The 23,721-nt window shown below is 59.9% G+C and carries 23 protein-coding genes; 10 read left to right on the top strand and 13 right to left on the bottom strand.

Annotation, left to right across the window (positions count from 1 at the left end):
* The 8 genes from BUB69_RS00985 to sfnG form a co-directional block, all read right to left on the bottom strand.
* Entirely contained in the window at positions 1–723 is a 723-nt protein-coding gene (locus BUB69_RS00985) for a MotA/TolQ/ExbB proton channel family protein (RefSeq protein WP_073161863.1), read from the bottom strand.
* A gap of 83 nt (positions 724–806) precedes the next feature.
* Complete coding sequence (locus tag BUB69_RS00980) at positions 807–1,628, bottom strand: energy transducer TonB (protein ID WP_073161862.1); 822 nt, start codon at positions 1,626–1,628, stop codon at positions 807–809.
* Between the two features lie 168 nt (positions 1,629–1,796).
* Positions 1,797–1,979, bottom strand: a complete 183-nt coding sequence (locus BUB69_RS00975; protein ID WP_073161861.1) for a DUF2188 domain-containing protein — start codon at positions 1,977–1,979, stop codon at positions 1,797–1,799.
* 92 nt (positions 1,980–2,071) lie between these two features.
* A complete protein-coding gene (locus tag BUB69_RS00970) occupies positions 2,072–2,566 on the bottom strand; it encodes a copper chaperone PCu(A)C (protein ID WP_175561626.1) in 495 nt (164 codons plus the stop codon).
* Positions 2,560–3,165, bottom strand: a complete 606-nt coding sequence (locus tag BUB69_RS00965; RefSeq protein WP_024687166.1) for an SCO family protein — start codon at positions 3,163–3,165, stop codon at positions 2,560–2,562. Before BUB69_RS00965 ends, BUB69_RS00970 begins: the two co-directional genes overlap by 7 nt.
* A gap of 124 nt (positions 3,166–3,289) precedes the next feature.
* On the bottom strand, positions 3,290–3,664 hold the full coding sequence (locus BUB69_RS00960; protein WP_073161859.1) for a hypothetical protein: 375 nt from the start codon (positions 3,662–3,664) through the stop codon (positions 3,290–3,292).
* Between the two features lie 137 nt (positions 3,665–3,801).
* A complete protein-coding gene (locus tag BUB69_RS00955) occupies positions 3,802–5,394 on the bottom strand; it encodes a sensor domain-containing diguanylate cyclase (RefSeq protein ID WP_073161858.1) in 1,593 nt (530 codons plus the stop codon).
* 284 nt (positions 5,395–5,678) lie between these two features.
* Positions 5,679–6,785: a dimethylsulfone monooxygenase SfnG gene (gene sfnG, locus BUB69_RS00950; protein ID WP_073161857.1), complete on the bottom strand. Its 1,107-nt coding sequence runs from the start codon at positions 6,783–6,785 to the stop codon at positions 5,679–5,681.
* A gap of 269 nt (positions 6,786–7,054) precedes the next feature.
* Here sfnG and BUB69_RS00945 point away from each other — a divergent pair, with 269 nt between their 5' ends.
* The 4 genes from BUB69_RS00945 to BUB69_RS00930 all read left to right on the top strand — a co-directional run bounded on the left by BUB69_RS00945 (position 7,055) and on the right by BUB69_RS00930 (position 9,929).
* Positions 7,055–7,495, top strand: a complete 441-nt coding sequence (locus BUB69_RS00945; protein ID WP_073161856.1) for a YqaA family protein — start codon at positions 7,055–7,057, stop codon at positions 7,493–7,495.
* A gap of 219 nt (positions 7,496–7,714) precedes the next feature.
* Positions 7,715–8,050, top strand: a complete 336-nt coding sequence (locus BUB69_RS00940; RefSeq protein WP_073161855.1) for a hypothetical protein — start codon at positions 7,715–7,717, stop codon at positions 8,048–8,050.
* A 276-nt stretch (positions 8,051–8,326) separates the two neighbouring features.
* On the top strand, positions 8,327–8,812 hold the full coding sequence (locus BUB69_RS00935; RefSeq protein ID WP_073161854.1) for a flavin reductase family protein: 486 nt from the start codon (positions 8,327–8,329) through the stop codon (positions 8,810–8,812).
* A gap of 79 nt (positions 8,813–8,891) precedes the next feature.
* Entirely contained in the window at positions 8,892–9,929 is a 1,038-nt protein-coding gene (locus tag BUB69_RS00930; RefSeq protein ID WP_073161853.1) for an LLM class flavin-dependent oxidoreductase, read from the top strand.
* A 259-nt stretch (positions 9,930–10,188) separates the two neighbouring features.
* On the opposite strand, the gene BUB69_RS00925 is transcribed toward BUB69_RS00930, so the two are convergent.
* The 5 genes from BUB69_RS00925 to glnT all read right to left on the bottom strand — a co-directional run bounded on the left by BUB69_RS00925 (position 10,189) and on the right by glnT (position 16,239).
* Positions 10,189–11,514 (bottom strand): ammonium transporter, encoded by a 1,326-nt coding sequence (locus tag BUB69_RS00925; RefSeq protein WP_073161852.1) that lies wholly within the window; start codon positions 11,512–11,514, stop codon positions 10,189–10,191.
* A 363-nt stretch (positions 11,515–11,877) separates the two neighbouring features.
* Positions 11,878–13,215, bottom strand: coding sequence for an FMN-binding glutamate synthase family protein (locus BUB69_RS00920; RefSeq protein ID WP_073161851.1), 1,338 nt, complete (start codon positions 13,213–13,215; stop codon positions 11,878–11,880).
* Positions 13,216–13,230: 15 nt separating this feature from the next.
* A complete protein-coding gene (locus BUB69_RS00915) occupies positions 13,231–13,914 on the bottom strand; it encodes a GltB/FmdC/FwdC-like GXGXG domain-containing protein (protein ID WP_024685131.1) in 684 nt (227 codons plus the stop codon).
* An 11-nt stretch (positions 13,915–13,925) separates the two neighbouring features.
* Positions 13,926–14,831 carry a class II glutamine amidotransferase gene (locus BUB69_RS00910; RefSeq protein ID WP_073161850.1) on the bottom strand — a complete coding sequence of 302 codons (906 nt, stop codon included), beginning with the start codon at positions 14,829–14,831 and terminating at the stop codon, positions 13,926–13,928.
* A gap of 73 nt (positions 14,832–14,904) precedes the next feature.
* Complete coding sequence (glnT, locus tag BUB69_RS00905) at positions 14,905–16,239, bottom strand: type III glutamate--ammonia ligase (RefSeq protein WP_024685133.1); 1,335 nt, start codon at positions 16,237–16,239, stop codon at positions 14,905–14,907.
* A 288-nt stretch (positions 16,240–16,527) separates the two neighbouring features.
* On the opposite strand from glnT, the gene BUB69_RS00900 reads away from it, so the two are divergent.
* The 6 genes from BUB69_RS00900 (at position 16,528) to BUB69_RS00875 (ending at position 23,720) form a co-directional block, all read left to right on the top strand.
* Positions 16,528–17,133 (top strand): helix-turn-helix domain-containing protein, encoded by a 606-nt coding sequence (locus BUB69_RS00900; RefSeq protein WP_073161849.1) that lies wholly within the window; start codon positions 16,528–16,530, stop codon positions 17,131–17,133.
* 362 nt (positions 17,134–17,495) lie between these two features.
* Positions 17,496–18,362 carry a formyltetrahydrofolate deformylase gene (gene purU / locus BUB69_RS00895; RefSeq protein WP_073161848.1) on the top strand — a complete coding sequence of 289 codons (867 nt, stop codon included), beginning with the start codon at positions 17,496–17,498 and terminating at the stop codon, positions 18,360–18,362.
* The gene (gene folD / locus BUB69_RS00890) at positions 18,359–19,264 is read left to right on the top strand and encodes a bifunctional methylenetetrahydrofolate dehydrogenase/methenyltetrahydrofolate cyclohydrolase FolD (protein ID WP_073161847.1); all 906 of its coding nucleotides are present in this window, start codon (positions 18,359–18,361) and stop codon (positions 19,262–19,264) included. The genes purU and folD overlap by 4 nt, the downstream gene beginning before the upstream one ends.
* Positions 19,246–20,487, top strand: a complete 1,242-nt coding sequence (locus BUB69_RS00885) for an FAD-dependent oxidoreductase (RefSeq protein WP_073161846.1) — start codon at positions 19,246–19,248, stop codon at positions 20,485–20,487. Before folD ends, BUB69_RS00885 begins: the two co-directional genes overlap by 19 nt.
* A gap of 24 nt (positions 20,488–20,511) precedes the next feature.
* Positions 20,512–20,817 (top strand): sarcosine oxidase subunit delta, encoded by a 306-nt coding sequence (locus tag BUB69_RS00880; RefSeq protein ID WP_073161845.1) that lies wholly within the window; start codon positions 20,512–20,514, stop codon positions 20,815–20,817.
* On the top strand, positions 20,814–23,720 hold the full coding sequence (locus BUB69_RS00875; RefSeq protein WP_073161844.1) for a 2Fe-2S iron-sulfur cluster-binding protein: 2,907 nt from the start codon (positions 20,814–20,816) through the stop codon (positions 23,718–23,720). The genes BUB69_RS00880 and BUB69_RS00875 overlap by 4 nt, the downstream gene beginning before the upstream one ends.
* Position 23,721: the final 1 nt, after the last annotated feature.

The raw sequence follows: 23,721 nt of genomic DNA, 5'->3' as shown, positions 1-23,721 counted from the left end.
TCAGGACGCCTCCTTCACTTTTTGCCCGGTGCTGTTGGCGCCGGATTTGAGCACAGGATGCAGCAGCACCCGGAAGGCACTCTTCTGCGCCAGGCTGTAGAAGTCGTGGGCAAAGTCGTCCAGGTCGGCAACCGTCAGCTTCAGGCGGCGCAGGAAATAGTTGTAAACCAACACCGCGGGCACGGCGACCGCGATCCCGACGCCTGTTGCCACCAGCGCAGCACCGATGGGACCCGCCACGGTTTCAAGGCTGGCGGATCCTGCGGCGCTGATGCCCTTGAGTGCCGACATGATGCCCCAGACCGTACCGAACAAACCGATAAAGGGCGAGGTGCTGCCGATACTGGCGAGGACTGCCAGACCATTCTCCAGCGAACGGCGCTCACGCACGATCTGCTGGCGCAACGACCGCTCCAGTCGATCCTGATGATTGATGGACTGACTGAGATCTTGAGGCTGAGCGCCTTCACTGACCTGAATGGCAGCATAACCGGCCAGCGCAACGCGAGCCGCCGCACCTGGGTGTTCGTGAGCCAGTTGAGCGGCGGAATCCAGGCTCGATGCGGCCCAGAATTGCGTGTGGAATTTGCGGTCCTGGGACTTGAGGCGCGAGAACTGCACGCCCTTGAGCAAGGCCAGGCCCCACGTGGCGACGGAAAAGATCACCAGCAGCCAGATAACGGCGTGTTCAATGGACTCAAACGGCGAAGCAAGTAGGTTCATGGCGCAGCTCTCTCTGAACAAGGCATGGGTGTCGCGATGCGCCTTTTGTCAGGTAGCCCGCATGGTCAATCGAATGCGTGGGTTTAGTTGATCTTGAAATCGATGGGCACGCTTACCCAGCCGTCCTGGGCGACATCACCCTGCTTGGCGGGCACGAAGCTCCAGCGTTTCACTGCGGCCAATGCCGCATCGTCGAGTTGCTCACGGCCACTGCTTTTCTGGATCTGGATCTCGCCGGGTTTACCGCTGGCCAATACGTGCACCCGTAACAACACCGTGCCCTCCCACCCGCGCCGCATGGCCAGCGATGGGTATTCCGGGGCCGGGTTTTTCAAGTAACCAGCGCTGGCGGAGGCCGGCGTCACCGGTTTGGGCGCAGGGGGTGCTGGCGGTGCCGGGGCTGCAACCGGTTGTGGCGGAGCCGGTGGCGCTGGCGGTTGTTCGACCGGTTTGGCAACGGGCTTGGGCACAGGCTTGGCGACCGGCTTGGGTTTGGGAATCGGTTTAGGTGGCGGCGGTTTGACGGCCAGTTCGTCTTCCACGGGTGGCGGCGGTTCCTCGACCACGGGCTGCACGATGGGCTCCGGTAGCGGTGGCGGCGTCTCCACGACTGGCGGCGCAGGCTGGGAGAACTCGATGGTCATCGGCGGTATTTCCGGCGGCACAACCGGCAACACGGGCGTCGGTTTCTGGCTCAGCCAGTAAATCACTGCGCCGTGCAGCACAAGTGCAAATCCACCCAGCAGTATGGCTTCTCGACGTCCGAGTACAGGTCTGGGGGTGCTGTGCAGTCGCGACGACGACAAGGGGCCACGAAAAGGACGCCCCAGATCGACCAGGTCGCCACCCGGCGTCTGGCGCCGTGGCACAGCCTGTGCGCTGACGGCGGTCTGGAGATTGCCCATTGATACACTCCTGCATTTTTTTGATAAAAATCCAGGTTCTGTTGGTATCAGTCACCTTTCCAAAGTTGATGTGGCAAGGCAATCATGGCTGAAAGACGCTTGTTCCTGAAAAGAATATTTGGTTCGATTGTTATTCTTTTAAGAAATATAGAAGGATGGGGGCTTCTGTCAGGACGGACGCGACCTGCGCCATTCACGAACCGGCAGGGAAGCGGCATAGGCCATGGCTTCCTGACGGGTGTCGAATGAAGCGAGTCGGTCTTTGGGTGTACAGACCGTCCAGGGTCCGCGGTTGACGCTGATCAACTGATAGCCGTTGATCTGGGTCTTGGAAAGCATGGGAGCACTCATATTCACCTCCGGTAAAAAGAGAAAATAGTCGTGATGCCCGCCTACCTTACACCTGGACGGTCAGGCTGAGATGGCCGCTCAGCCGGTAGCGGTCAGTGACCGCTGTGGTCGCCATGGCCGCTGTGTTCATCAGTCGTCAGGGATCTGGCCACTGCCGTTACCTTGATCGACTCCTTCACGCCCTTGGCGTTTTCCACCGTCAGGGTCAACGGCACTTGATCGCCTTCTTTGACCTGCGCCGCCAGCCCCATGAACATGACGTGATAACCGTTGGCGTCGAACACCACTGACTTGCCCGCAGGCAGGTCGACCGAAGGCACCTGCTGCATGTTCATCACGTCGTTTTTCATGCTCATCTGATGGATCTGAACAGTTTTGGCGACTGGCGACGCGACATCGACCAGCTTGCTGTCCTCGCTGCTGGTGATACGCATGAAGGCACCGGTGGCAGGTTGTCCCGGCACGGTGGCGCGCACCCAGGCGTCATCGACCTGCGTCTGGGCAAACGCCTGAGCGCTCAGGCCCAGCAACGAAACGGCCAACAGCATGGGTTTTACGGCGTTACGAATCAGCGTATTCATCAACATACTTCCATCAAAGTGAGCAAATCTTCGGTGCATTGCTGGGCAGTCAGCTTGTGTGACAGCCCCAGGCGCAGCACGCCACGGGTGTCGTAGACATAACTGGTGGCCGTGTGGGAGATCGTATAGGTATCGCCAAGCGGGACCTTTTCGAAGAACACACCGAACTCTTTCGCCGTGGCAGCGGTTTCTTCAAGCGTGCCGGACAGCGCAACGAAGGTCGGATCGAAGGCTTTTACATACGCGTCGATGACCTCTGGCGTATCGCGCTCCGGGTCCAGGGTGATGAACACCACCTGAAAGGTCTTGCCATCCTCGCCCATCAGCTTTCTGATTTGCGCCGCACGGGCCAGCGCTGTGGGGCAAACGGCCGGGCATTGGGTAAAGCCGAAAAAGACCATCGGCATCAGGCCGCGAAAGCTCGACAGTGTCTTGACCTCGCCCTTCGAGTCCTTGAGCCTGAAATTGCGGCCGACGATTTCGTTGCTCATGTCCTTGCCATGCTTGAACGGCAGGGCATTGGAGTTGCCACAACCGGCCAGCAGGCCAAGGCTGAGCAGCGAGAGGCCCGAGACCACTTCGCGGCGGGTGAAATTCTGCGTCATGTATTACGTCCCTTGAAGGATAAGGCGCGGCCGCTGGCCTTCAATCCAGCAACCGTTCCCGTAAACAGACAAGGCAGGCGTGTTGCTATGCCTTGTCACAACCGATGAGCATAGGCGCGCAGGCTCAAGGTGCCTGCGCGATGCAACCGGGCGAGGCATGACGAGGGGACTGGCGAATCAACCCTTGCGGGATGCGCAACCTGATAGTGAGCATGCGCGACAACCAGCCCAGCCCGATGAAAAACAGCAGCGCCAGGGTCAGCTTGCCGGCAAAGGCGCAATCGAAGGCGACCCATTGCATGACCTGTGCGTGGGTGCTCTTGTCCATTGCAGGTGATGAATCGCCAGCATCACCGCAGATATCGTTTGCCGATGCCGATGCCGATGAAAGCGCCGACAGCATTTGCCCGTGACCGAATCCGCACGCCACGCCATTGAACAGGACGAAGCCGTACAGCATCCAGGCGATGAGCGAGCGGTGGGTTCGGACGAAATTCATGGCGGCGAATTTACCACTCACGGCTGCTGGCGAACACCGCGAATGCTGTTACAAAAAACGTGCTGGCGGGCGAGCCGCGCTGTCATGGGCTGCGCGGCGGGTGCGACAAAACGGCGCAGGGGGACTATCCGTTCAGTTCAGTTCCGCGCGTCTGGCGTGTGATCCGCCGCCGCAGCGTCCGCGGCAAGGTGTGGCCCCTGCGTCCAGGCGGGCACCGTATCGGTCACGACGTCGGACGCCACGCTGACCCGATTGCGTCCCTGTGACTTGGCAGCATATAACGCCCGGTCGGCCAGCTGGATCAGCCCGCGCTGGTCCAGTTGCCGATCGGTGCCGATAAACGTCGCCACCCCCAGGCTGACGGTCACGATCCCGAAAGGGCTCGCCGGGTGCTCAATGCGGCTGTCCTGCAGTTTTTTCAGAATGCCTTCAGCCACCTGACGGGCGCTGGCTTCATCGGTATTGGGCAGCACCACGGCGATCTCCTCGCCGCCATAGCGGGCGGCGATGTCGCCCGGACGACGAATGCACTGCTCGACGAGCCGGCTGATCGCGACCAGGCACTCATCCCCGGCCAGATGACCAAAGTGGTCGTTGTAGCGCTTGAAATGGTCAGCATCGAGCAGGATCAACGACAGCATGTTGCGCTCGCGTCGGGCACGCTTGAATTCGATCTCGATGAACTGATCGAAGCGCCTGCGATTGGCAAGTCCCGTCAACTTGTCTTCGGATGCAATAAGTTGCAGATGCTGGTTGAGCTCAATCAGGGTCGCCTGGGACACACGCAATTCGTCTTCGGCGCGAATGCGGCTGTGAATGTGGACGATCAGGCGAACGCCAAGACCGACCACCAGCACGAGCAACACCAACACCAGTAACAACGACTGTTTGGCTTGCACCATCCAGGCGTGCATGGCCTCCTGCTGCCCCAGTGCAACCACCGTCACCAGCGGGTAGGCATCACTGCGCTGAAAAGCGTAAAAACGAGGCACCCCGTCCAGCCGGGAAACGAACTCGGTGGTCCCGGATCGCTGGTCAGGGTACAGGTTGAAAATAGGTGTCGAAGACAGATCACGGCCGATGTCACCTTCGCGATACGGGTACCGCACGTGCACCTGACCTGTCGCGGTGGTCAGGCTGATGACGCCTGACTCGCCAATCTGAATGTTGGAATAGAATTTGAGCAGGTGATCGATACCGATGGTCGCGACCATCAGACCCGCGAAGCTTGAGTCGCGATTATCAATGCGCCGGCTGACCGAGATGACCCACTCACCCGTTGCGCGACTGCGAATCGTAGGGCCTACGAAGGTGGCACGGCTGGTGTTCCTGGCGTGATGCTGAAAATATTCACGCTGTGTGCTGTTGATGCCAATGGCGTTCCCATTGGTGGAAAAGATGCAGTTACCTTCGGCGTCGTAAAGCGACACGCTGCTGATCTGCGGTAGCGTTCCCATTCCACGTGCAACGACCGACCTCAAGCGTTCAATTTGCGCAGGCCCCGTGCCGTCCTTTTCAACCCGCTCGGTCAGGCCGAGCAGCATGACTTCGCTTTGTTTGAAAATACCGTCGGTGTAGGTGCTTAGCGCGCTCGCCAGATTTGCGCTGTTGGTCTGGATGTTTTCAAAGGTTTTCTGGCGCGCAGTCCAGGTTTGCCAGACCATGAGCAGCACAACACAGGTACAGGTTGTACAGATCAGCCAAGAGGCAAGCCTGAGATCGCGTTTCAAAGCCTGCCTCCGTAGCGAATGAGAGCTCGCGCAACTGATGCGCACGATACCTGGGCATGAATGTTCAGATACATCGATATTCCTGTATCGGCACCAATGGTCGCAAGCTTCAGCGCCCGACGCTGCGCCTGGCAATTGAACACGTCCGATCAAGCAGCAAACAGGGGGCAACATACGCGCAAGTGCGCACATTGGATCACATGCTCAGGAATTTTTTTTGAAGGGCCGTGAGCGCGATGGCTCACGGCAAGTGGGGCGGGTATGTTGCGAGGGTGCTGAACGGGTCAGGCTATTGCGGCGCTTTGCACAGCGGTATGCGCAGACGCGGTTTCCAGCTCACGAACCAATGGCAGTACATGCTCGCCGAAATAAGCGACTTCTTCCTGAAAGTGCAGGAAGGCGGACAGCACCAGATCAACGCCCACGGCCTTGAGCTGCACGATGCGCTCGGCGATCTGCGCAGGTGTGCCGATCAGATTGGTCTTGAAGCCGTCGTTGTATTGCACCAGATCCTGAAAGGTGGACTTGGCCCAGTTGCCCTCGCCCTCCGGGCTCGCCTTGCCGGCCTGTTTCGCCGCGTCACCAAAGGCATTGACCGCTTCCGGGTCGGCCTTGTCGACGATTTCCGCCAACACGGCGTGTGCCTCCTCCTCCGTGTCCCTGGCAATGATGAACGCGTTGACACCAATCTTCACCGAATGCCCGTTGGCGGCGGCCTTGGCACGGATGTCATCGACCTGGGCCTTGATGCCTTCCACGGTATTGCCGTTGGTGAAGTACCAGTCCGATACACGGGCAGCCATGTCCCGCGCGGCTCTGGAGCTGCCGCCCTGGAAGATTTCCGGATGCGGACGCTGGATCGGCTTGGGCTTGAGGGTGTAGTCGTGAAAGCGATAGAAATCGCCCTTGAACGTGAAATTGTCTGTGGTCCAGATACCTTTGAGCGCGCGGATAAACTCTTCCGAACGACGATAACGCTCGTCGTGCTCAAGCCAGGGCTCGCCGATGGCGGTGAACTCGCCCTTGAACCAGCCACTGACAATGTTGACCGCTACGCGTCCGGCAGTGAGTTGATCGATGGTCGCCAGTTGCTTGGCCGCCACAGAAGGCGTCCAGGGCCCTGGCAGAATCGCGGCGATGACCTTGAGTTTATCGGTGGCCGCCAGCAGCGCATGACTGAAGGCGACTGACTCGTGCTGGTACTCGGCACCGTAGCCGGCTGTGAAGCGAATCTGCGTCAATGCGTATTCAAAGCCTGATTTTTCGGCAATCTGCGCCAGCTTTCTGTTGTAGTCGATGGTCCAGCTGGTGCGTTGTTCGATCGTGCTCACCACTAGGCCGCCGCTGACGTTGGGTACCCAGTACGCAAATTTGATAGGGGTTTGACTCATATCGTTACTCCTCCGGCTTCAGGGTCCCGAGCGCAAGAATCGAGCGGGCTTGATACCCAGTGACAGAGCAGCAACCGTGCCAGCCTGTTATTTCCTTAAAGATCAATAAGTTAATCAGCCTGATTGAGAACAGTCGCTGTCGACAGACCGCAAAGGTGTCGAGCAGGTGTTGCCCAGGCAACAGTGTGTGTTCTTGTGGGAGCCTGTCGGCTGCAACACAATGCGGCACCTTCACCCACGAAGGTCCTGCATGCACAAGGCATCCTTCGATGTTCGAACTCTCAAGCTACTTCGGTCTGTTCATGGCGGCATTGGGCGCGGCGACGCTGCTGCCCATGCAATCGGAAACCGTACTGGCCGCAATGCTCATCAGCAAAGCCTATCCGGTGGTGGTGCTGCTGTGGGTCGCAACCGTCGGCAACGTGCTGGGTTCTGTTCTCAACTGGCTGCTTGGCCGCTCCATCCTGCGCTTTCGCCACAAACGCTGGTTTCCGGCCAGCGAAGCGCAGCTGGAAAAAGCTCAGGGATTTTATTTGAAGTATGGCTACTGGTCGCTGTTGCTGAGCTGGATACCCGTTATCGGTGATCCGCTGACAGTGATCGCAGGTGCCTTGCGAGAGCCGCTTTGGCGCTTTGTGCTGATCGTCACGCTGGCCAAGGGCTTGCGCTATCTGGTAGTGGCTGCGCTGGTCACCCGGACGTTTGCCTGATGCTCAGGAATACGTCGTCATAGCCTCACCAGATACATCGGCAGAAAAAGAATTCTGCTCACTCAAAAACGCGCATTGACGACAAACGGCAGGCGTGGATCACCGCCCGTCAGGAACCCGCTGCAAACCCGACAGAAGGCATGGCCACTGGCTACCCAACCGGCGTACATCGCCGTACGTTTGGATCCAATGAAGCCTTATTCATCTGCAGGAGCACCGATGAAATTTCATGCCTGGTTTTTACTACTCATCATCCCCGCCATGTCGGCACACGCCGAAGGTAGAAATATTGTGGTCCCGCACGACCCGACCGGTCAGCACGCACTGGTGGAAAAGACCGGTGCCCCGACAAACCGGATAGTCGTGACCCGCCGCGAAAGTCTATTGGGCGTGATCTACTCCAAACGCGTGTATAACTGCGCCAACCACACGGTCAACCTGGTGGGCACCGGCTCAACGCTGGAGATCATGGAAAGCGCTCAAGCGGTCAGCGGCATGGGCCCGGTGATTCGCGACTCCACCGCCGAGTACATTCAGACCGAAGCCTGCAGCTAAGCGGCTCACCCTCATCAGTCAGTGAGGGCGATCCATTCAGCCAACGTGCTTTTTGCGAACGTCAGTCTTCGTGGGCACGTTCACCGCTACAGGTAACCGGTCTCTGCAGAGCGTCACAGCCACATTCGACGAATCAATCCAACGCGGCGCTCGACAAAAAGCGCTGCGTAACCGCCTGCGCATCTGATCGAAAAAAACATTTGCACACCGAATATTACGGTATACCATCAGACAAACAATAATTGTCGCTGTCGGTACACCGAGCAGAGGTAGCAAATGATCGACGCAACTGACTACAAGAACGTCATGGGCTCCTTTCCATCGGGTGTCACCGTTGTCACCACACTCGATGAGGATGGCGAAGTCGTCGGCCTCACTGCCAGCGCGTTCAGTTCCCTGTCCATGGACCCGCCGCTGGTCCTCTTCTGCCCCAACTACAGCTCCGACTCGTACGCCACGCTGATCAAAAGCAAACGCTTTGCCATTCACCTGCTTTCCGGCGGTCAGCAGGAAGAAGCCTATGCGTTCGCCCGCAAAGGCAAGCTCAAGGCGCAAGGCATCGCGTGGACATTGAGCGAGTTAGGCAATCCGCTGCTGAACAACGCCACGGCAATCATCGAGTGCGAATTGTGGCGCGAGTATGAGGGTGGCGATCACGCGATTATGGTCGGCGCGATCAAGAACCTGATTCAGCCCCAACAGCCTGTCGACCCGATGGTGTACTGCCGAGGCAAGATGAGCACCCTGCCCGCGCTCACCTGACGTACATGGTTTTTTCCACATCCATTTGAAAATACGGGTGCTGCCACCTGCGCACCCCGGTCCGATCGAGGTAAGCGTCATGAAATTTTCGCTGTTCGTGCACATGGAACGCTGGGACGAGACTGTCAGCCACCGCCAGCTCTTCGAAGACCTGACCGAACTGACGCTGATGGCCGAAAAAGGCGGTTTCAGCACGGTCTGGATCGGCGAGCACCATGCGATGGAATACACCATCTCGCCAAGCCCCATGCCATTGCTGGCGTATCTGGCGGCCAGAACCGACACCATTCACCTGGGCGCAGGCACCATCATCGCGCCGTTCTGGCATCCGCTGCGAGTCGCTGGCGAATGTGCCTTGCTGGACGTCATCAGCAACGGGCGCATGGAAGTGGGCCTTGCACGCGGCGCCTATCAGGTCGAGTTCGACCGCATGGCAGGCGGCATGCCCGCGTCCGAAGGTGGCAAGGCGCTGCGTGAGATGGTTCCGGTAGTGCGTGCGCTGTGGCAAGGCGACTATGCCCATGACGGCGATATCTGGAAATTCCCCACGTCGACCTGCGTGCCCAAGCCCATCAACACCCCGCCGATGTGGATCGCCGCCCGCGACCCGGACTCACACAATTTCGCGGTGGCCAACGGCTGTAACGTAATGGTCACGCCGCTGATGAAGGGCGACGAGGAAGTCGTCGACCTGAAAAACAAATTCGAAGCCGCACTGGCCAACAACCCGGGCGTTCCGCGCCCGCAGCTGATGGTACTGCGGCATACACACGTGCATGCCGAAGATGATCCTGAAGGCTGGAAAGTCGGTGCCAGGGCAATCTCGAAGTTCTATCGCACCTTCGATGCCTGGTTTGGCAACAAGCAGACACCGGTCAACGGTTTCCTCGCGCCCAGCCCGGAAGAGAAGTTTGCCGAACGCCCGGAATTCGCCCTCGACAGCCTGCACAAGACGGCAATGATCGGCACACCGGATGAGATCATCCCGCGCATCAAGTATTACCAGGAACTGGGTGTCGACGAGTTCAGCTTCTGGTGCGACAACAGCCTGCCGCACGCCGAAAAGAAGAAGTCGCTGGAGCTGTTCATCAAACACGTGGTGCCAGCGTTTCGGTAAAGTCTCGCCGCAGACACCGGACTGTTGAAGAAGCGTTGAATCTGCTTCTGCCCGGAGGGCGTGGGAGCTCTCGCAGGTTACGACGGCAGCGATGGGCTGCGCAGCAGCCCTTGAATGCATCTGATTACAACGCTTGCGCAGGTTTTGCTGCCGGTTCCCGGCAGATCGCCGGCAAGCCGCCTCCCACAGTCCGGTGCTTGCTGCGCGACAGCGCTAACTCGAAGAAGTGGTGGGGCCTCCCACAAAAACGTACCTTACCTCAATGGTTATAGGCGCGCTCGTTGTGCTCGGACAGATCAAGCCCCAGCTCTTCGACGGTTTCATGCGCTCGCAAGCCAATGAGCGCCTTGACCCCTTTGAGAATCACCCAACTGACCACGAAGCAATAGACCGTGGTGAACAGCACGCCTTTGATCTGCGCAACAACCTGCGCCCCCATGGTCACGTCCGGCACCAGGCCACCCATAGAAGGCACGCAGAACACGCCGGTCAGAACCGCACCGATCATGCCGCCGATGCCGTGCAGGCCGAACACATCGAGGCTGTCGTCATAGCCCAGGCGTTTCTTCAATACCGTGACGCTCAGATAGCAAAACACCCCGCACAAAACGCCAATCGCCAGTGCGCCACCGACGCCGACATAGGCGCATGCAGGCGTGATCCCCACCAGACCTGCCAACGCCCCGCTGGCCAGACCCAGCGCACTCGGTTTGCCGACCTTGAACCACTCGGTGAACATCCAGCCGAGAATCCCGGCGCAGGCTCCCACCTGGGTGTTGAGCATGACGATGCCGGACGTGCCGCTCAGTCCACCGCCAGAGCCGATGTTGAAACCGAACCAGCCGACCCAGAGCATGGCTGCACCGGCCATGGTCAGGCTCAGGTTATGGGCGGGCATCGGAGCGTTCTGATAACCCTTGCGCTTGCCCAGCACCAGGCAAGCCGCCAACGCCGCGACGCCTGCGTTGATGTGTACGGCAGTGCCGCCTGCGAAATCCAGTACACCCCAGTTATGCATCAGCGCCCCCGCCCCGCCCCAGACCATGTGCGCCACTGGCGCATAGACAAAGGTGAACCACAGCGCCATGAACAGCAGGGCGGCGGAGAATTTCATGCGTTCCGCGAAGGCGCCGGCAATCAGCGCCGGTGTGATGATGGCGAAGGTCATCTGGAAGGTCACGAATACGCCTTCCGGAATATCGCCGACGAGACTGTCGGGCGTCATGCCCGCCAGAAACGCACGGCTCAGCCCGCCCACGAAACTGTTGAAGGTCACCTGGCCTTCGACCATGTTGCTGGTATCCACCACCATGCTGTAGCCATACATCACCCACAGCACGCCCACCACACCCGCGATGCCGAAACACTGGGTGAACAATGACAGCATGTTCTTGGCGCGCACCAACCCGCCGTAGAACAACGCCAGACCCGGAAGGCACATGAACAGCACCAGCACCGCTGCCGTGATCATCCAGGCGGTACTGCCGGTATTGAGGACGGGGGTTTCTGCGGCCTGTGCCAGCGGGGCAAAGATACCGAGGACAAGTGAGGCCAGAAGGGGTTTGCCGAGTAGACGATTGACCATGTTCAAAGCTCCTGCAAATGAATGGAAAAGTGCCGGGCAGTAAACCAAGGTAGTTATCTGAAGCAATGGGCCTTCAAGGCCTCTTATGGGTGACTTGCCGCCATGACGGTGCGGCGCGGTTTTGACGCAGAGCGTCACGGGCTGCATACCCACGCGGAGCATGGGCACGATCATCTTCAGCCCTCACACTGATCGCAGCGCGCTACCCACGTAGAGCACGCATAGCTACGCAGGTCTCACTGGATAGATGCAGACCCTGTGAGAGGCGGCTTTCCGGCGATTGCGTCGGGCCAGTCACTCATGGGCAGACTGGAAAAACGCATCGCCGGCAAGCCGCCTCCCACTGTATCTGTACTCAGCCAATCAATACCCGCTGGCACCTCCAGGAATCCACGACGTTCCGGCCAGTGGCACGCGGGCCATGGCTGCGGATTCAACGGTCAAGGCCACCAGGTCTTCAGGATCAAGGTTATGCAGGTGCGACTTGCCGCAGGCGCGGGCCATGGTCTGGGCTTCCAGCACCAGCACGCGCAGGTAGTTGGCCAGACGGCGACCACCTTCCACCGGGTCAAGGCGCTTGGACAGTTCCGGGTCTTGTGTGGTGATGCCTGCCGGGTCGCGGCCGTTCTGCCAGTCATCGTAGAAGCCAGCCGCCGACCCGATCTTCTTCAGTTCTTCATCCAGACGCGGATGGTTGTCGCCCAGCGCGATCAGCGCTGCCGTGCCAATCGCCACCGCATCGGCCCCCAGCGCCATGGCCTTGGCCACGTCGGCACCATTGCGAATGCCACCGGAGACAATCAACTGCACCTTGCGATGCATGCCCATCTCTTGCAGCGCCTGAACCGCTTGCGGAATGGCGGGCAGGATCGGGATACCGACGTGTTCGATGAACACTTCCTGAGTCGCCGCCGTGCCGCCCTGCATACCGTCGAGCACGATCACATCGGCACCCGCCTTCACCGCCAGCTTGACGTCGTAGTACGGACGGCTGGCCCCGATCTTCACGTAGATCGGCTTCTCCCAGTCAGTGATTTCACGAATCTCGGCAATCTTGATCGCCAGATCGTCCGGGCCGGTCCAGTCGGGATGCCGGCACGCCGACCGTTGATCGACGCCCACCGGCAAGGTGCGCATGCCCGCGACTCGCTCGGTGACTTTCATGCCCAGCAGCATGCCGCCGCCACCTGGCTTGGCGCCCTGCCCCAGCACGATTTCGATGGCGTCGGCCTTGCGCAGATCATCCGGGTTCATGCCGTAGCGCGACGGCAAGTACTGGTAGACCAGGTGCTGGGACTGGCCGCGTTCTTCCGGCGTCATGCCGCCGTCACCGGTGGTGGTGCTGGTGCCCGCGATGGTCGCACCGCGGCCCAGGGCTTCCTTGGCGTTGGCCGACAGCGCACCGAAGCTCATGCCTGCAATCGTCACCGGAATTTTCAGGTACAGCGGCTTCTTGGCGAAACGGTTGCCGAGCACCACGTCGGTGCCGCACTTCTCGCGATAGCCTTCCAGCGGATACCGGGACACGCTGGCGCCGAGCAACAGCAGGTCATCGAAGTGCGGCAGTTTGCGCTTGGTGCCGCCGCCGCGAATGTCATAGATGCCGGTTTCGGCGGCGCGCTGGATTTCCTGAATGGTCAGGCGATCAAACGTGGCCGACTCGCGCAGGACCGGGGCTTTGGGAGAGGTGGAATCGCTCATGGTCTTGCTCCTGGATCAGTACGCGGAGGCGTTGTCGACTTTGAAGTTGTACAGCTGACGGGCCGAGCCATAGCGTTTGAAGTCCGCCGCCCTCTCGTTGAAACCTGCGCGGTTGAGCAGTTCCTGCAATTCCTGCAGGTGCTCTTCGCGCATCTCTTTGGCAATGCAGTCCGAGCCCAGCGACTCGACGGTGCCTTTGACATAGATCCGGGTTTCATACAGCGAGTCGCCCAGCGCATCGCCTGCGTCGCCACAGACCACGAGTCGACCGGCCTGGCCCATGAAGCAACTCATGTGACCAATGCTGCCGCCGACCACAATGTCGATGCCTTTCATGGAAATCCCGCAACGGGCACCGGCGTCGCCTTCGATCACCAGCAGTCCGCCGTGGGCCGTGGCACCCGCCGCCTGGGAGGCGCTGCCCTTGACCCGGACCGCGCCGGACATCATGTTTTCTGCGCAGCCAACCCCGACATTGCCATGCACGGTGATCGAGGCTTTCTGGTTCATGCCCGCGCAGTAGTAGCCCGCATGGCCCTGAATATCGATGGAAATGGCTTCATTGACGCCAACCGCCAGGTTATGAGCGCCGTCGGGGTGAGTCACCACCCACTCGCGGTCTTCCAGTGCTTTCACCTGATCGTGCAGGGCCTGATTGAGGTCACGCACGGTGGCGTTGGACAGATCGATGGTTTTCATGTGCGTGCTCCTTAGGCCGACTCGCGTTCCCAGATGTACATGGTGGCCGGGACAGGTTCCCAGACCCTGGCGTTCTCGATCCCCGGCAGGCTGGACAGCGCCTGATACTCCGAGGCCATGGCGACGTAATCGTCGGTTTCGGCGAGGATCGCCGGCTTGCAGGCTATCGGGTCACGAATCACCGCAAAGCCATTGCGGGTGCCAATGGCAAAGGTAAAGAAACCGTCGAGGTCCTCCAGGGATTTATCCAGAGCCTGCTTGAGGCTGTCGCCCTGCTGCAGACGCCAGGCCAGGTACCCGGCGGCCACTTCGGTGTCGTTGTCGGTCTCGAAATGAATGCCTTCGCGGCGCAGGTTCTGGCGCAGGCGGAAGTGATTGGACAGCGAGCCGTTGTGAACCAGACACAGGTCAGCCCCGGTGGAAAACGGGTGACTGCCTTCCATGGTGACTGCGCTTTCGGTGGCCATACGGGTGTGGCCGATGATGTGACTGCCCTTCATCGAACTGAGCCCGAAGCGTTGGGAAATCTCCCTTGGCAGACCCATGCCCTTGAGGATCTCAATGCTTTGTCCGGCGCTCATGATGCGCACGGTCGGCGCGAGTTGCGCCAACACAGCACGCACCGTCGCTTCTTCTGCCTGAATCTTGAGGACCACGGCGCTGGCGTTCTGAAACCAGTCCAGTGGCACGTTCAGCGTGCTTTCAATCTCGGCAATCAGCGCCTTGAAGTCGTACGCCTCAGTGGTTGCCTGCAAGGTCAGTTTGATCCAGCCATCGGCCACTTCATCGCCGTAAATCGCGAACCCTGCGCTGTCAGGACCACGATCGGTCATGGCTTCGAGCATCGGTTCGAACAACTGGCCGAGCTGCGATTCCAGCGCCGGATTTTTCAGGTAAAGCCCTACGATTCCACACATGACTCAACTCCTGGGCAGAGACGTCCCGCCCAGCGGCAAGACGTCGAAAACGGTTGCGTGACGATCCGCTGGATCAGAAGAATTCGATGTAGCGCTTCACTTCCCAATCGCTGACATGGCGGCTGTATTCCACCCATTCCATGCGCTTGAGGCGCACGAACTCGCCGACGATCTCGTTACCAAGCACTTCGGCGAATAACGGATCGGCTTCCAGCGCGTCGCAGGCTTCCTTGAGCGATTGCGGCAAGGTTTTGATGCCACGGGCGGCGATCTCTTCAAGGCTCAGCTTGTAGAGGTTCTCGTTGCAGACGTGGTCGATTTCCAGCTGGCGGTCGATGCCGTCCAGGCCTGCGGCGATGATCGCGGCGCTGACCAGGTACGGGTTGCAACCGGCGTCCGGCAGACGGAATTCCAGACGGCCATAAGGGACCCGCACCATCGCTGAACGGTTGTTGGCACCAAAGGCGATAAACGCCGGCGCCCAGGTCGCGCCTGACAACGAGTTGCCAACCACCAGCCTTTTGTAGGAGTTAACCGTGGGCGCGGCGAACGCACACAACGCCGGACCATGCGCCAACAAGCCCGCAGCGAAGTGATAGGCCATCTTTGACAGCCCCATGCCGCTGGGATCGCTGGCGTCGTGGAACAGATTCTTGTTGCTGGCACTGCCGATCGACAGGTGAAAGTGCATGCCGTTGCCAGCGCGTTTGGGATCGGGTTTGGGCATGAACGAGCAGATCATGCCCATGTCGTTGGCAATCTCGCCTGCGGCCATGCGGAAGAAGGTGAAGCGATCCGCCGACTCCATCGCGTCGCTGTAGGTGTAATTGATCTCGAACTGGCCGTTGGCGTCTTCGTGATCGATCTGGTAGATGTCAAAACCGACTGGCTGCAGCGCTTCGGTCAGACGTTCGAGAAATTCACGGGAGCGCGACAGGCCTTTGTAGTCGTAGCAAGGCTTGTCGAGGTTATCGCTGGCATCGACCATTTGCAGGCTGCCGGCCGCATCGCGCTTGAACAGACTGAACTCGGGTTCAAGCCCGGTGTTGAGGGTCCAGCCACGCTGGGTCAGGCGTTCGACCTGTTGCTGCAGCACGAAACGGCTGTCATAAGGCCAGGGCTTGCCGTCCACATGCCCAATGCACACCACCCGACCGTAACCGGGCTGCCAAGGCACCGGCGTCAGCGAAGACAGATCGCCCTTGGCCATGAAGTCGGGACCATGCGGCTCCATGCCCATACCGCAAATGGCAAACCCGGCGAAACCGGCACCGTCCTCGGCGACCATTTCCAGACCCGTGACCGGCACTGATTTGGTCTTCGACGAGCCATGGATATCCACGAACTGAGCCAGTACGTACTTGATGCCGTGCTGTTCGATCAGACGCTGTGTTTCGGGTGGCAACATGAGACTTGTCTCCTGGCATGGGCAAAACGTTTCAGGTAGGAATCGTTGTTTCACTGTCCGCTGTCTATATTCCGCAAAGGAAAGTTACTTTCCCTTTAGGAATGCAAAGCGCTTGCCAGTTTGGTATGCCAGGAGTCGAATGCTTCAGAGAGGGGTAATTCTGCTGTTTATATGGGAAACTCGTTTTCCCTCCGGGAATAATCTGCCTGTCCATCGGACAAGATGCACATTTCCGGTGCGAAATAAAAATTAACGAGCGGAAACCGTGCAAACCTGATGACAGACTCCATGAATAAGCCGAATGAAACGCCTCCCAAGCTGAAGCTTGAGCAATACCTGGGCATTCAGATCAAACGTCAGCGTCAAGCGCAGGAGCTGAAACTGGCCGACGTGGCGCGGATTGCCGGGATCAGCCAGGGCATGCTGAGCAAGATCGAGAACGCCCAGGTCTCGACCAGCCTGGATAACCTCAGCCGACTGTGTGACGTGCTGGGCATGCCTATGTCCAAGCTGTTCAGCCAGTACGACCAACAAGGGGGGAGCGCGCTGCTGGTCAAGGCCGATGAAGGTCTGGAAGTGGTCAGGCGCGGCACCGAGAAAGGCCATACCTATCACCTGCTGAATCACACCCGAGGGCCGAAGAAGAGTTTCGAGGCGTACATGGTGACGATGGACGATGCCAGTGAAGAGTTTCCGACCTTCTCCCACCCAGGGACCGAGTTCTTGCACCTGCTGGAAGGCGAGTTGATCTACCGTCACGGAAATCAGCTTTACCCCATGCAGGCGGGCGACAGCCTGACCTTCGACGGCGACATTCCCCATGGGCCGGAGCAATTGGTCCAGGTGCCGATCCGGTTACTGTCGATCATGAACTATGGGGCGCAGGGGGAGTAAGCCGGGCCCGTCACGCCAACCTGATCGGTCCCAAGTGCCAGCCTGGGACCGCCTCACCGGACGATCCGCGTCCGGCTCTACGTACTGAATACAGCCTGTTCAGACTCGAATGAGACCCTGAGCGTCCACGGTTGAGTGCCGACGCAACGCGCGGACACGATCACCTACGATTCACTGCCAAAATATTCCCCTCAATTAATAAAGTTTCCATAAACCTCTGGACGCTGCATTTTCTTTCGCCTATAAAACAGCAATTGTGAATATTTAATTCCTGATAGGAATTTTTATTCACCCATCAAAATAGTTTTTACCCCTGAATTTTTTGCCACATCGAGCTGCCGCCACCTTCCAGAGGACTGACCATGCAACACGAGAAGAACCATTTCATCCTGAAGATCAGTTGCCCGGCAACATCCGGCATTGTGGCGGCGGTCACTTCATACCTGGCAGGCAATCAGTGCTACATCGGTGAAATGGCGCAGTTTGACGACGAGTTCAGTGGCACGTTTTTCATGCGTGCCGTGTTTCGCTTCAACGATGGGCACGCAGGCGATATTCAGCAGCTCAAGGCCGGATTCGATGCCGTGGCCGGCGATTTTGCAATGCAGTGGGAGTTGCACGATACGCGCCAGCCGATGCGGGTGCTGTTGATGGTCAGCAAGTTCGATCACTGCCTGACCGACCTGCTCTATCGCTACCACAAGGGCGAGATGGACATGACCATCACCGCCATCGTGTCCAACCACCTGGACCTGAGGCCGATGGCCGAGCGTGAAGGGATTCGATTCATCTACCTGCCCGTGACCAAGGACACCAAGGCCGCACAGGAAGCGGCATTGATGAAAGTGGTCGACGAGACCGGCACCGAGCTGGTGGTGCTGGCGCGCTACATGCAGATTCTGTCGGACGACCTGTGCCGCCAGCTCTCGGGCCGGGCGATCAATATTCACCACTCGTTCCTGCCCGGCTTCAAGGGCGCCAAGCCGTATCACCAGGCCTACGAGCGGGGCGTAAAGCTGATCGGTGCCACTGCGCATTACGTCACCAGTGACCTGGATGAAGGCCCGATCATCGAGCAGGAAGTGCAGCGCGTCGATCACGTTTACCTGCCGGACGACCTGGTCGCAGCGGGCCGCAACACCGAGACCATCGCACTGTCGCGCGCCGTGAAATATCACCTGGAACATCGGGTGTTCCTCAACACTGACCGAACGGTGATTTTCCGATGAATCAGGCCCGACTCATTGATGGCAAGACCGCAGCCGGCAAGGTGCTGCAGCAGGTACGTGACGAGGTGCAACGCCTCAAGGCTGAAGGCACCTCCCCGACGCTGGCAGTCATTCTGGTGGGCGACGACCCGGCCAGCGAAGTCTACGTGCGTAACAAGATTCTGCGCGCCGAGGAAGCCGGGATCCGCTCGCTGGAGCACCGCTTGCCGGCCGACAGCTCACAGGCCCGTGTTCTCGCGGTGATCGCCGGACTCAATGCCGACCCGGGCGTGAACGGCATTTTGCTGCAATTGCCCTTGCCAGCTCATATAGAAGAAACCAGCGCCCTGCAGGCCATCGATCCGGCCAAGGACGTCGATGGTTTTCACAGTGAAAATGTCGGCGGCCTCTGTCAGGGCCGCGATGTGCTGACGCCCTGCACACCGACCGGCTGCATGTACCTGTTACAGGCAACCTGCGGCGACCTGACCGGTAAACATGCGGTGGTGATCGGTCGCTCCAACATCGTCGGCAAGCCCATGGCCGCCCTGCTGCTTCAGGCTCATTGCTCGGTAACAGTCGTGCATTCGCGCAGCCAGGACGCCAGGGCCTTGTGCCAACTGGCGGACATCGTGGTCGCTGCCGTCGGCCGGCCGCGCATGATCGACGCCAGCTGGCTCAAGCCCGGCGCTGTGGTGATCGACGTCGGCATCAACCGTATTCAGGATCAGGGGCGCAGCCGACTGGTGGGCGACGTGGATTTCGACAGTGCTCGCAACGTGGCTTCGGCCATCACGCCGGTGCCAGGCGGCGTCGGCCCGATGACCATCGCTTTTCTCATGAAAAACACCGTGACCGCTGCCCGTCAGCAGTCCCAGGCGCAACGCAGCCAATCGGAGGCCGTATGCCTTTCAATCTACTGAAATACGGGCTCAGCCCGGAATACCCGGTGGACGTGGACCTGCCCGCGCCCAAGGAACTGAAAAAAGCCTACGACGTGGTAATCATCGGCGGCGGCGGTCATGGCCTTGCCACCGCTTACTACCTGTCCAGATACCACGGCATCACTAACATCGCGGTGCTGGAAAAAGGTTATCTGGGCGGCGGCAACACGGCGCGCAACACCGCCGTGATCCGCTCCAATTACCTGACCAGCGAAGGCGTCCGGTTCTATGCCGAGTCGGTGAAGATGTTCCAGGGGCTGTCCAACGAATTCGATTTCAACATCATGTACTCCGAGCGCGGCCAACTGACCCTGGCGCACACCGATGCCACCGTGCGTTCATTCCGCCAGCGCGCCGAGGTCAACAAGCATTTTGGCGGGCGCACCGAGATGATCGACCGCCAGCAGATTCGTGAGCTGGTGCCCAGCCTCAACCTCGATCCCGGCCACCTGCCGGTGCTTGCCGGCCTATGGCACATCGATGGCGGCACTGCCCGTCACGACGCCGTTGCCTGGGGCTATGCCAAACAGGCGGCCAAGCGCGGGGTGGAAATCCATCAGCTCACAGAAGTTCAGGAACTGGTGATCGAGAACGGCACCCTCACCGCAGTCAAGACCAATCGCGGCACCATCCAGTGCGGCTGCGCCGTACAGGCGGTCGCAGGCATGAGTTCGCAGATGATGAAAAAGGCCGGAATTCGCTCGCCCATCCAGACCTTTCCGCTGCAGGCAATGGTCACCCAGCCGTTCAAGCCGTTCCTCGATCCGTTGGTCAGCTCTTCCGCGCTGCATTGCTACGTGCAACAGACCAGCCGTGGCGAGGTGGTCTTCGGTGGCGGCTCGGATCCGTACCCGCTGTTCAACACTCGCTCCACGCTGGACCTGAAAGAGAGCCTGTTGGCACACGCCATCGAGATGTTTCCGTTTCTGGCCAACGCCAAGCTGATGCGCCAGTGGGCCGGGATCACCGACATGACCCCGGACTACAGCCCGATCATGGGCCTTTCGCCGGTGAAGAATTACTACCTGGACGCAGGCTGGGGCACCTGGGGATTCAAGGCGACGCCCATCTGCGGCAAGACCATGGCTGAACTGGTCGCCAGCGGCGGCAAGGTCCCGGAACTGATCAAGCCTTTCGCCCTGGAGCGTTTTTCGACCTTCCAGCAAGTCAACGAAATGGGCGCAACCGCCGCCAGCCACTGACCCGTTATCGGTAAGGAGCATTACATGAAAATCATGACCTGCCCGCTCAACGGGCCGCGCAATATCAGCGAGTTCACCTACGGCGGCGAGTTCAAGCAGATGCCAGACCCGCAGACGTGCAGCGACGCCGAGTGGGCCGACTACGTATTCAACAGCGAAGACACGCTGGGCGTGGTGCGCGAATGGTGGATGCACAACCCGTCCAGCTACTGGTTTCTGGCCGAGCGTCACACTGGCAGTGACCAGATCATCCGCACCTTCGATCCACGCGAGGTATTCACCGCCCGCGTCGACTTCGCCCCCGTGCCTTCCAAGGAGATCGCAGGATGACCACCCTCGCCCGCCTGCCCGCGCCCATGGGCTTGCTGATTGACCGCAACCAGCCGCTGACTTTCAGTTTCGACGGCAAGACCTATCAGGGCCTGCAAGGCGACAGCATCGCCAGCGCACTGCTGGCCAACGGTCGTTTTCTGCTCTCGCGTTCGTTCAAATATCACCGTCCGCGCGGCCCACTGACGATGGCAGGGCAAGATGCCAACAGCCTGATCCAGCTGCCCCATGAGCCCAACGTGCTGGCCGACACCTTTGCGCTGCAGCAAGGTCTGCACGCCAGCGGACAGAACTTCAATGGTTCGCTGGATAACGACAAGGATGCGTACCTGGGCAAGTTTTCCAAATTCATGCCGGTGGGCTTCTATTACCGTTCGTTTTACAAGCCCAAGGGTATGTGGAAAGTCTGGGAGCCGATCATTCGCAAGAAAGCCGGTCTGGGTGTGCTCGACCTGAAATTCCAGCCGGAGTATCACGACAAGGCCTACCTCTTCACTGATCTGGCAATCGTTGGCGCAGGGCCAGCAGGCATGCAGGCCGCACTGACCGCTGCCAACGCCGGTGCTCGCGTGCTTTTGATCGAACAGCAGGCAATCCTCGGTGGTTCGCTGACTTACGCGCGCTTCGACCTCGAAGGCCTGCGTGCCGAACAGGTCCGCCGTGATCTGGTCGAGGCCGTGGAGGGTCACGCCAACATCCGCGTGCTCAAGCAAGCCACCTGCAACGCCTGGTTCACCGACAATTATCTGCCGGTGATTCAGGGCAAGCGCATGTACAAGGTGCGCGCCACGCAGTGTCTGGTGTGCAGCGGCTCGTTCGACCAGCCGGTGATCTTTCGCAACAACGACCTGCCCGGCGTGATGCTCACCAGCGCCGTGCAGCGTCTGATGAAGCTTTACGCGGTCAAACCCGGCAAGCGCGCGGTGGTACTGACCGGCAACGACGATGGCTACCTTGCGGCGCTTGACCTGCACGATCAGGGCGTGGAGGTCGTTGCCGTTGTCGACATGCGCACCCACGCGTCCGACCGGGCACTGCACAACGCCGTCGAACGACGCGGCATCACCTGCCACATGAGCACGACGGTGTTCGAAGCCCTGCACGAAAAAGGCATGCGCCACGTCAGTGGTGCGGACCTGCGCAAGATCACCGGACAAGGGCAGGTGGCGAGCAGCGGCCTGACAGTCGAGTGCGACCTGTTGTGCATGTCCGGCGGCTACATGCCCGCCTACCAGTTATTGTGTCAGGCAGGCGGCAAACTCGACTACGACGACGCCCAGGCCGAATTCGCTCTGAGGGGCCTGCCGCAGAACCTGCGCATCGCCGGTTCAGTCAACGGCTGCCATGCACTGGACAACGTGCTGGCCGACGCAACTCGCGCCGCCGCCGACGTGGTCACAGCGCTGGGGCTGGCCTTCAGCGGCACCCTGCAATCACTGCGTAGCGAAGCGCGGGTCAATTTTGCCTGGCCGATCTTTCCGCACCCCAAGGGCAAGGACTTCGTCGATTTCGATGAAGACCTTCAAGTGCGCGATATCATCAACGCTACCCGGATCGGCTACCGCGATATTCAACTGGTCAAGCGTTACTCCACTGTCGGCATGGGCCCGTCGCAGGGTCGCCACTCGGCGCTGCCGACGGCACGTCTGGTCGCTGCCTCAACCCAGCGCAGCATCAGCGAAACCGGCGTGACCACGGCGCGTCCGCCGTTCGAGGCCGAAAAGCTGGCCCACGTTGCAGGCCGTGCCTTCGACCCGTATCGGCAAACACCCATGCACCGCCGACACCTTGAAGCGGGTGCGAAAATGATGCCCGCCGGTATCTGGCAACGCCCGGCGTTCTACGGCAAGCCGTCGCAGCGTGATGCCTGCATGCAGGAAGAAGCGGCGCATGTACGTGGCAAGGTCGGGATCATCGACGTGTCGACGCTGGGCGGGCTGGACATTCGTGGGCCTGACGCCGCCGAGCTGCTCAACCGTCTGTACACCTTCGCGTTTCTCAAGCAGCCGATTGGTCGTTCGCGCTATGCCCTGATGACCAACGAACAAGGCGTGGTGATCGACGACGGCGTGTGCGCGCGCTTTGCCGAACAGCATTTCTACGTGACCGCCACCACCAGCGGCGTGGATCGCATCTATCAACAGATGCTCAAGTGGAACGCCCAGTGGCGCCTCAACGTGGACATCACCAACGTCACGGCGGCGATCTGCGCGGTCAACGTGGCCGGGCCCGATTCGCGCAAGGTGCTGGAACAGGTGTGCAGCGATCTGGACCTGTCGCCCAACGGCTTTCCTTATCTGGGTGTACGTCAAGGCACGGTCGCGGGCATCAAGGCGCGTCTGCTGCGGGTCGGATTTGTCGGTGAACTGGGTTACGAGATCCACGTGCCGGCGCGCCACGGGCTCAAGCTCTGGGACGCGTTGACACAAGCGGGCCGTGCGTTCGACATGCGCCCGTTCGGTGTTGAAACCCAGCGTCTGCTGCGACTGGAAAAAGGTCACGTGATCATCAGTCAAGACACCGATGGCATGACCCACCCGGCCGAGATCGACATGGGCTGGGCGGTCAGCCGCAGCAAAACCTTCTTCGTCGGCCGCCGCTCGGTGGACATCCTCGAAGCCCAGCCACAGAAACGCAAACTGGTGGGTTTCACGCTGCCCAAGGCCAGCCCGATGCCGCTCGAAGGCCATCTGGTGCTCAAGGGGCCGGATATCAGCGGCAACGTCACCTCCTGCGAGTATTCGCAGACACTGGGCAAGATCATTGGCCTGGCCTACGCCGCGTTCGACCAGAGTGTGCCCGGCCAGCAGATTCCGATTCGCGTCGAAGACGGCGTAGTGGTCCAGGCCACCGTCGTGAAACTGCCCTTCTTCGACCCCGAAAATCAGCGCCAGGAGCTCTGAA

Source organism: Pseudomonas asturiensis, assembly GCF_900143095.1.
Lineage (GTDB): Bacteria > Pseudomonadota > Gammaproteobacteria > Pseudomonadales > Pseudomonadaceae > Aquipseudomonas > Aquipseudomonas asturiensis.
The sequence above is the reverse complement of the archived record's forward strand: the minus strand, read 5'-3'. Positions and strand labels throughout refer to the sequence as shown.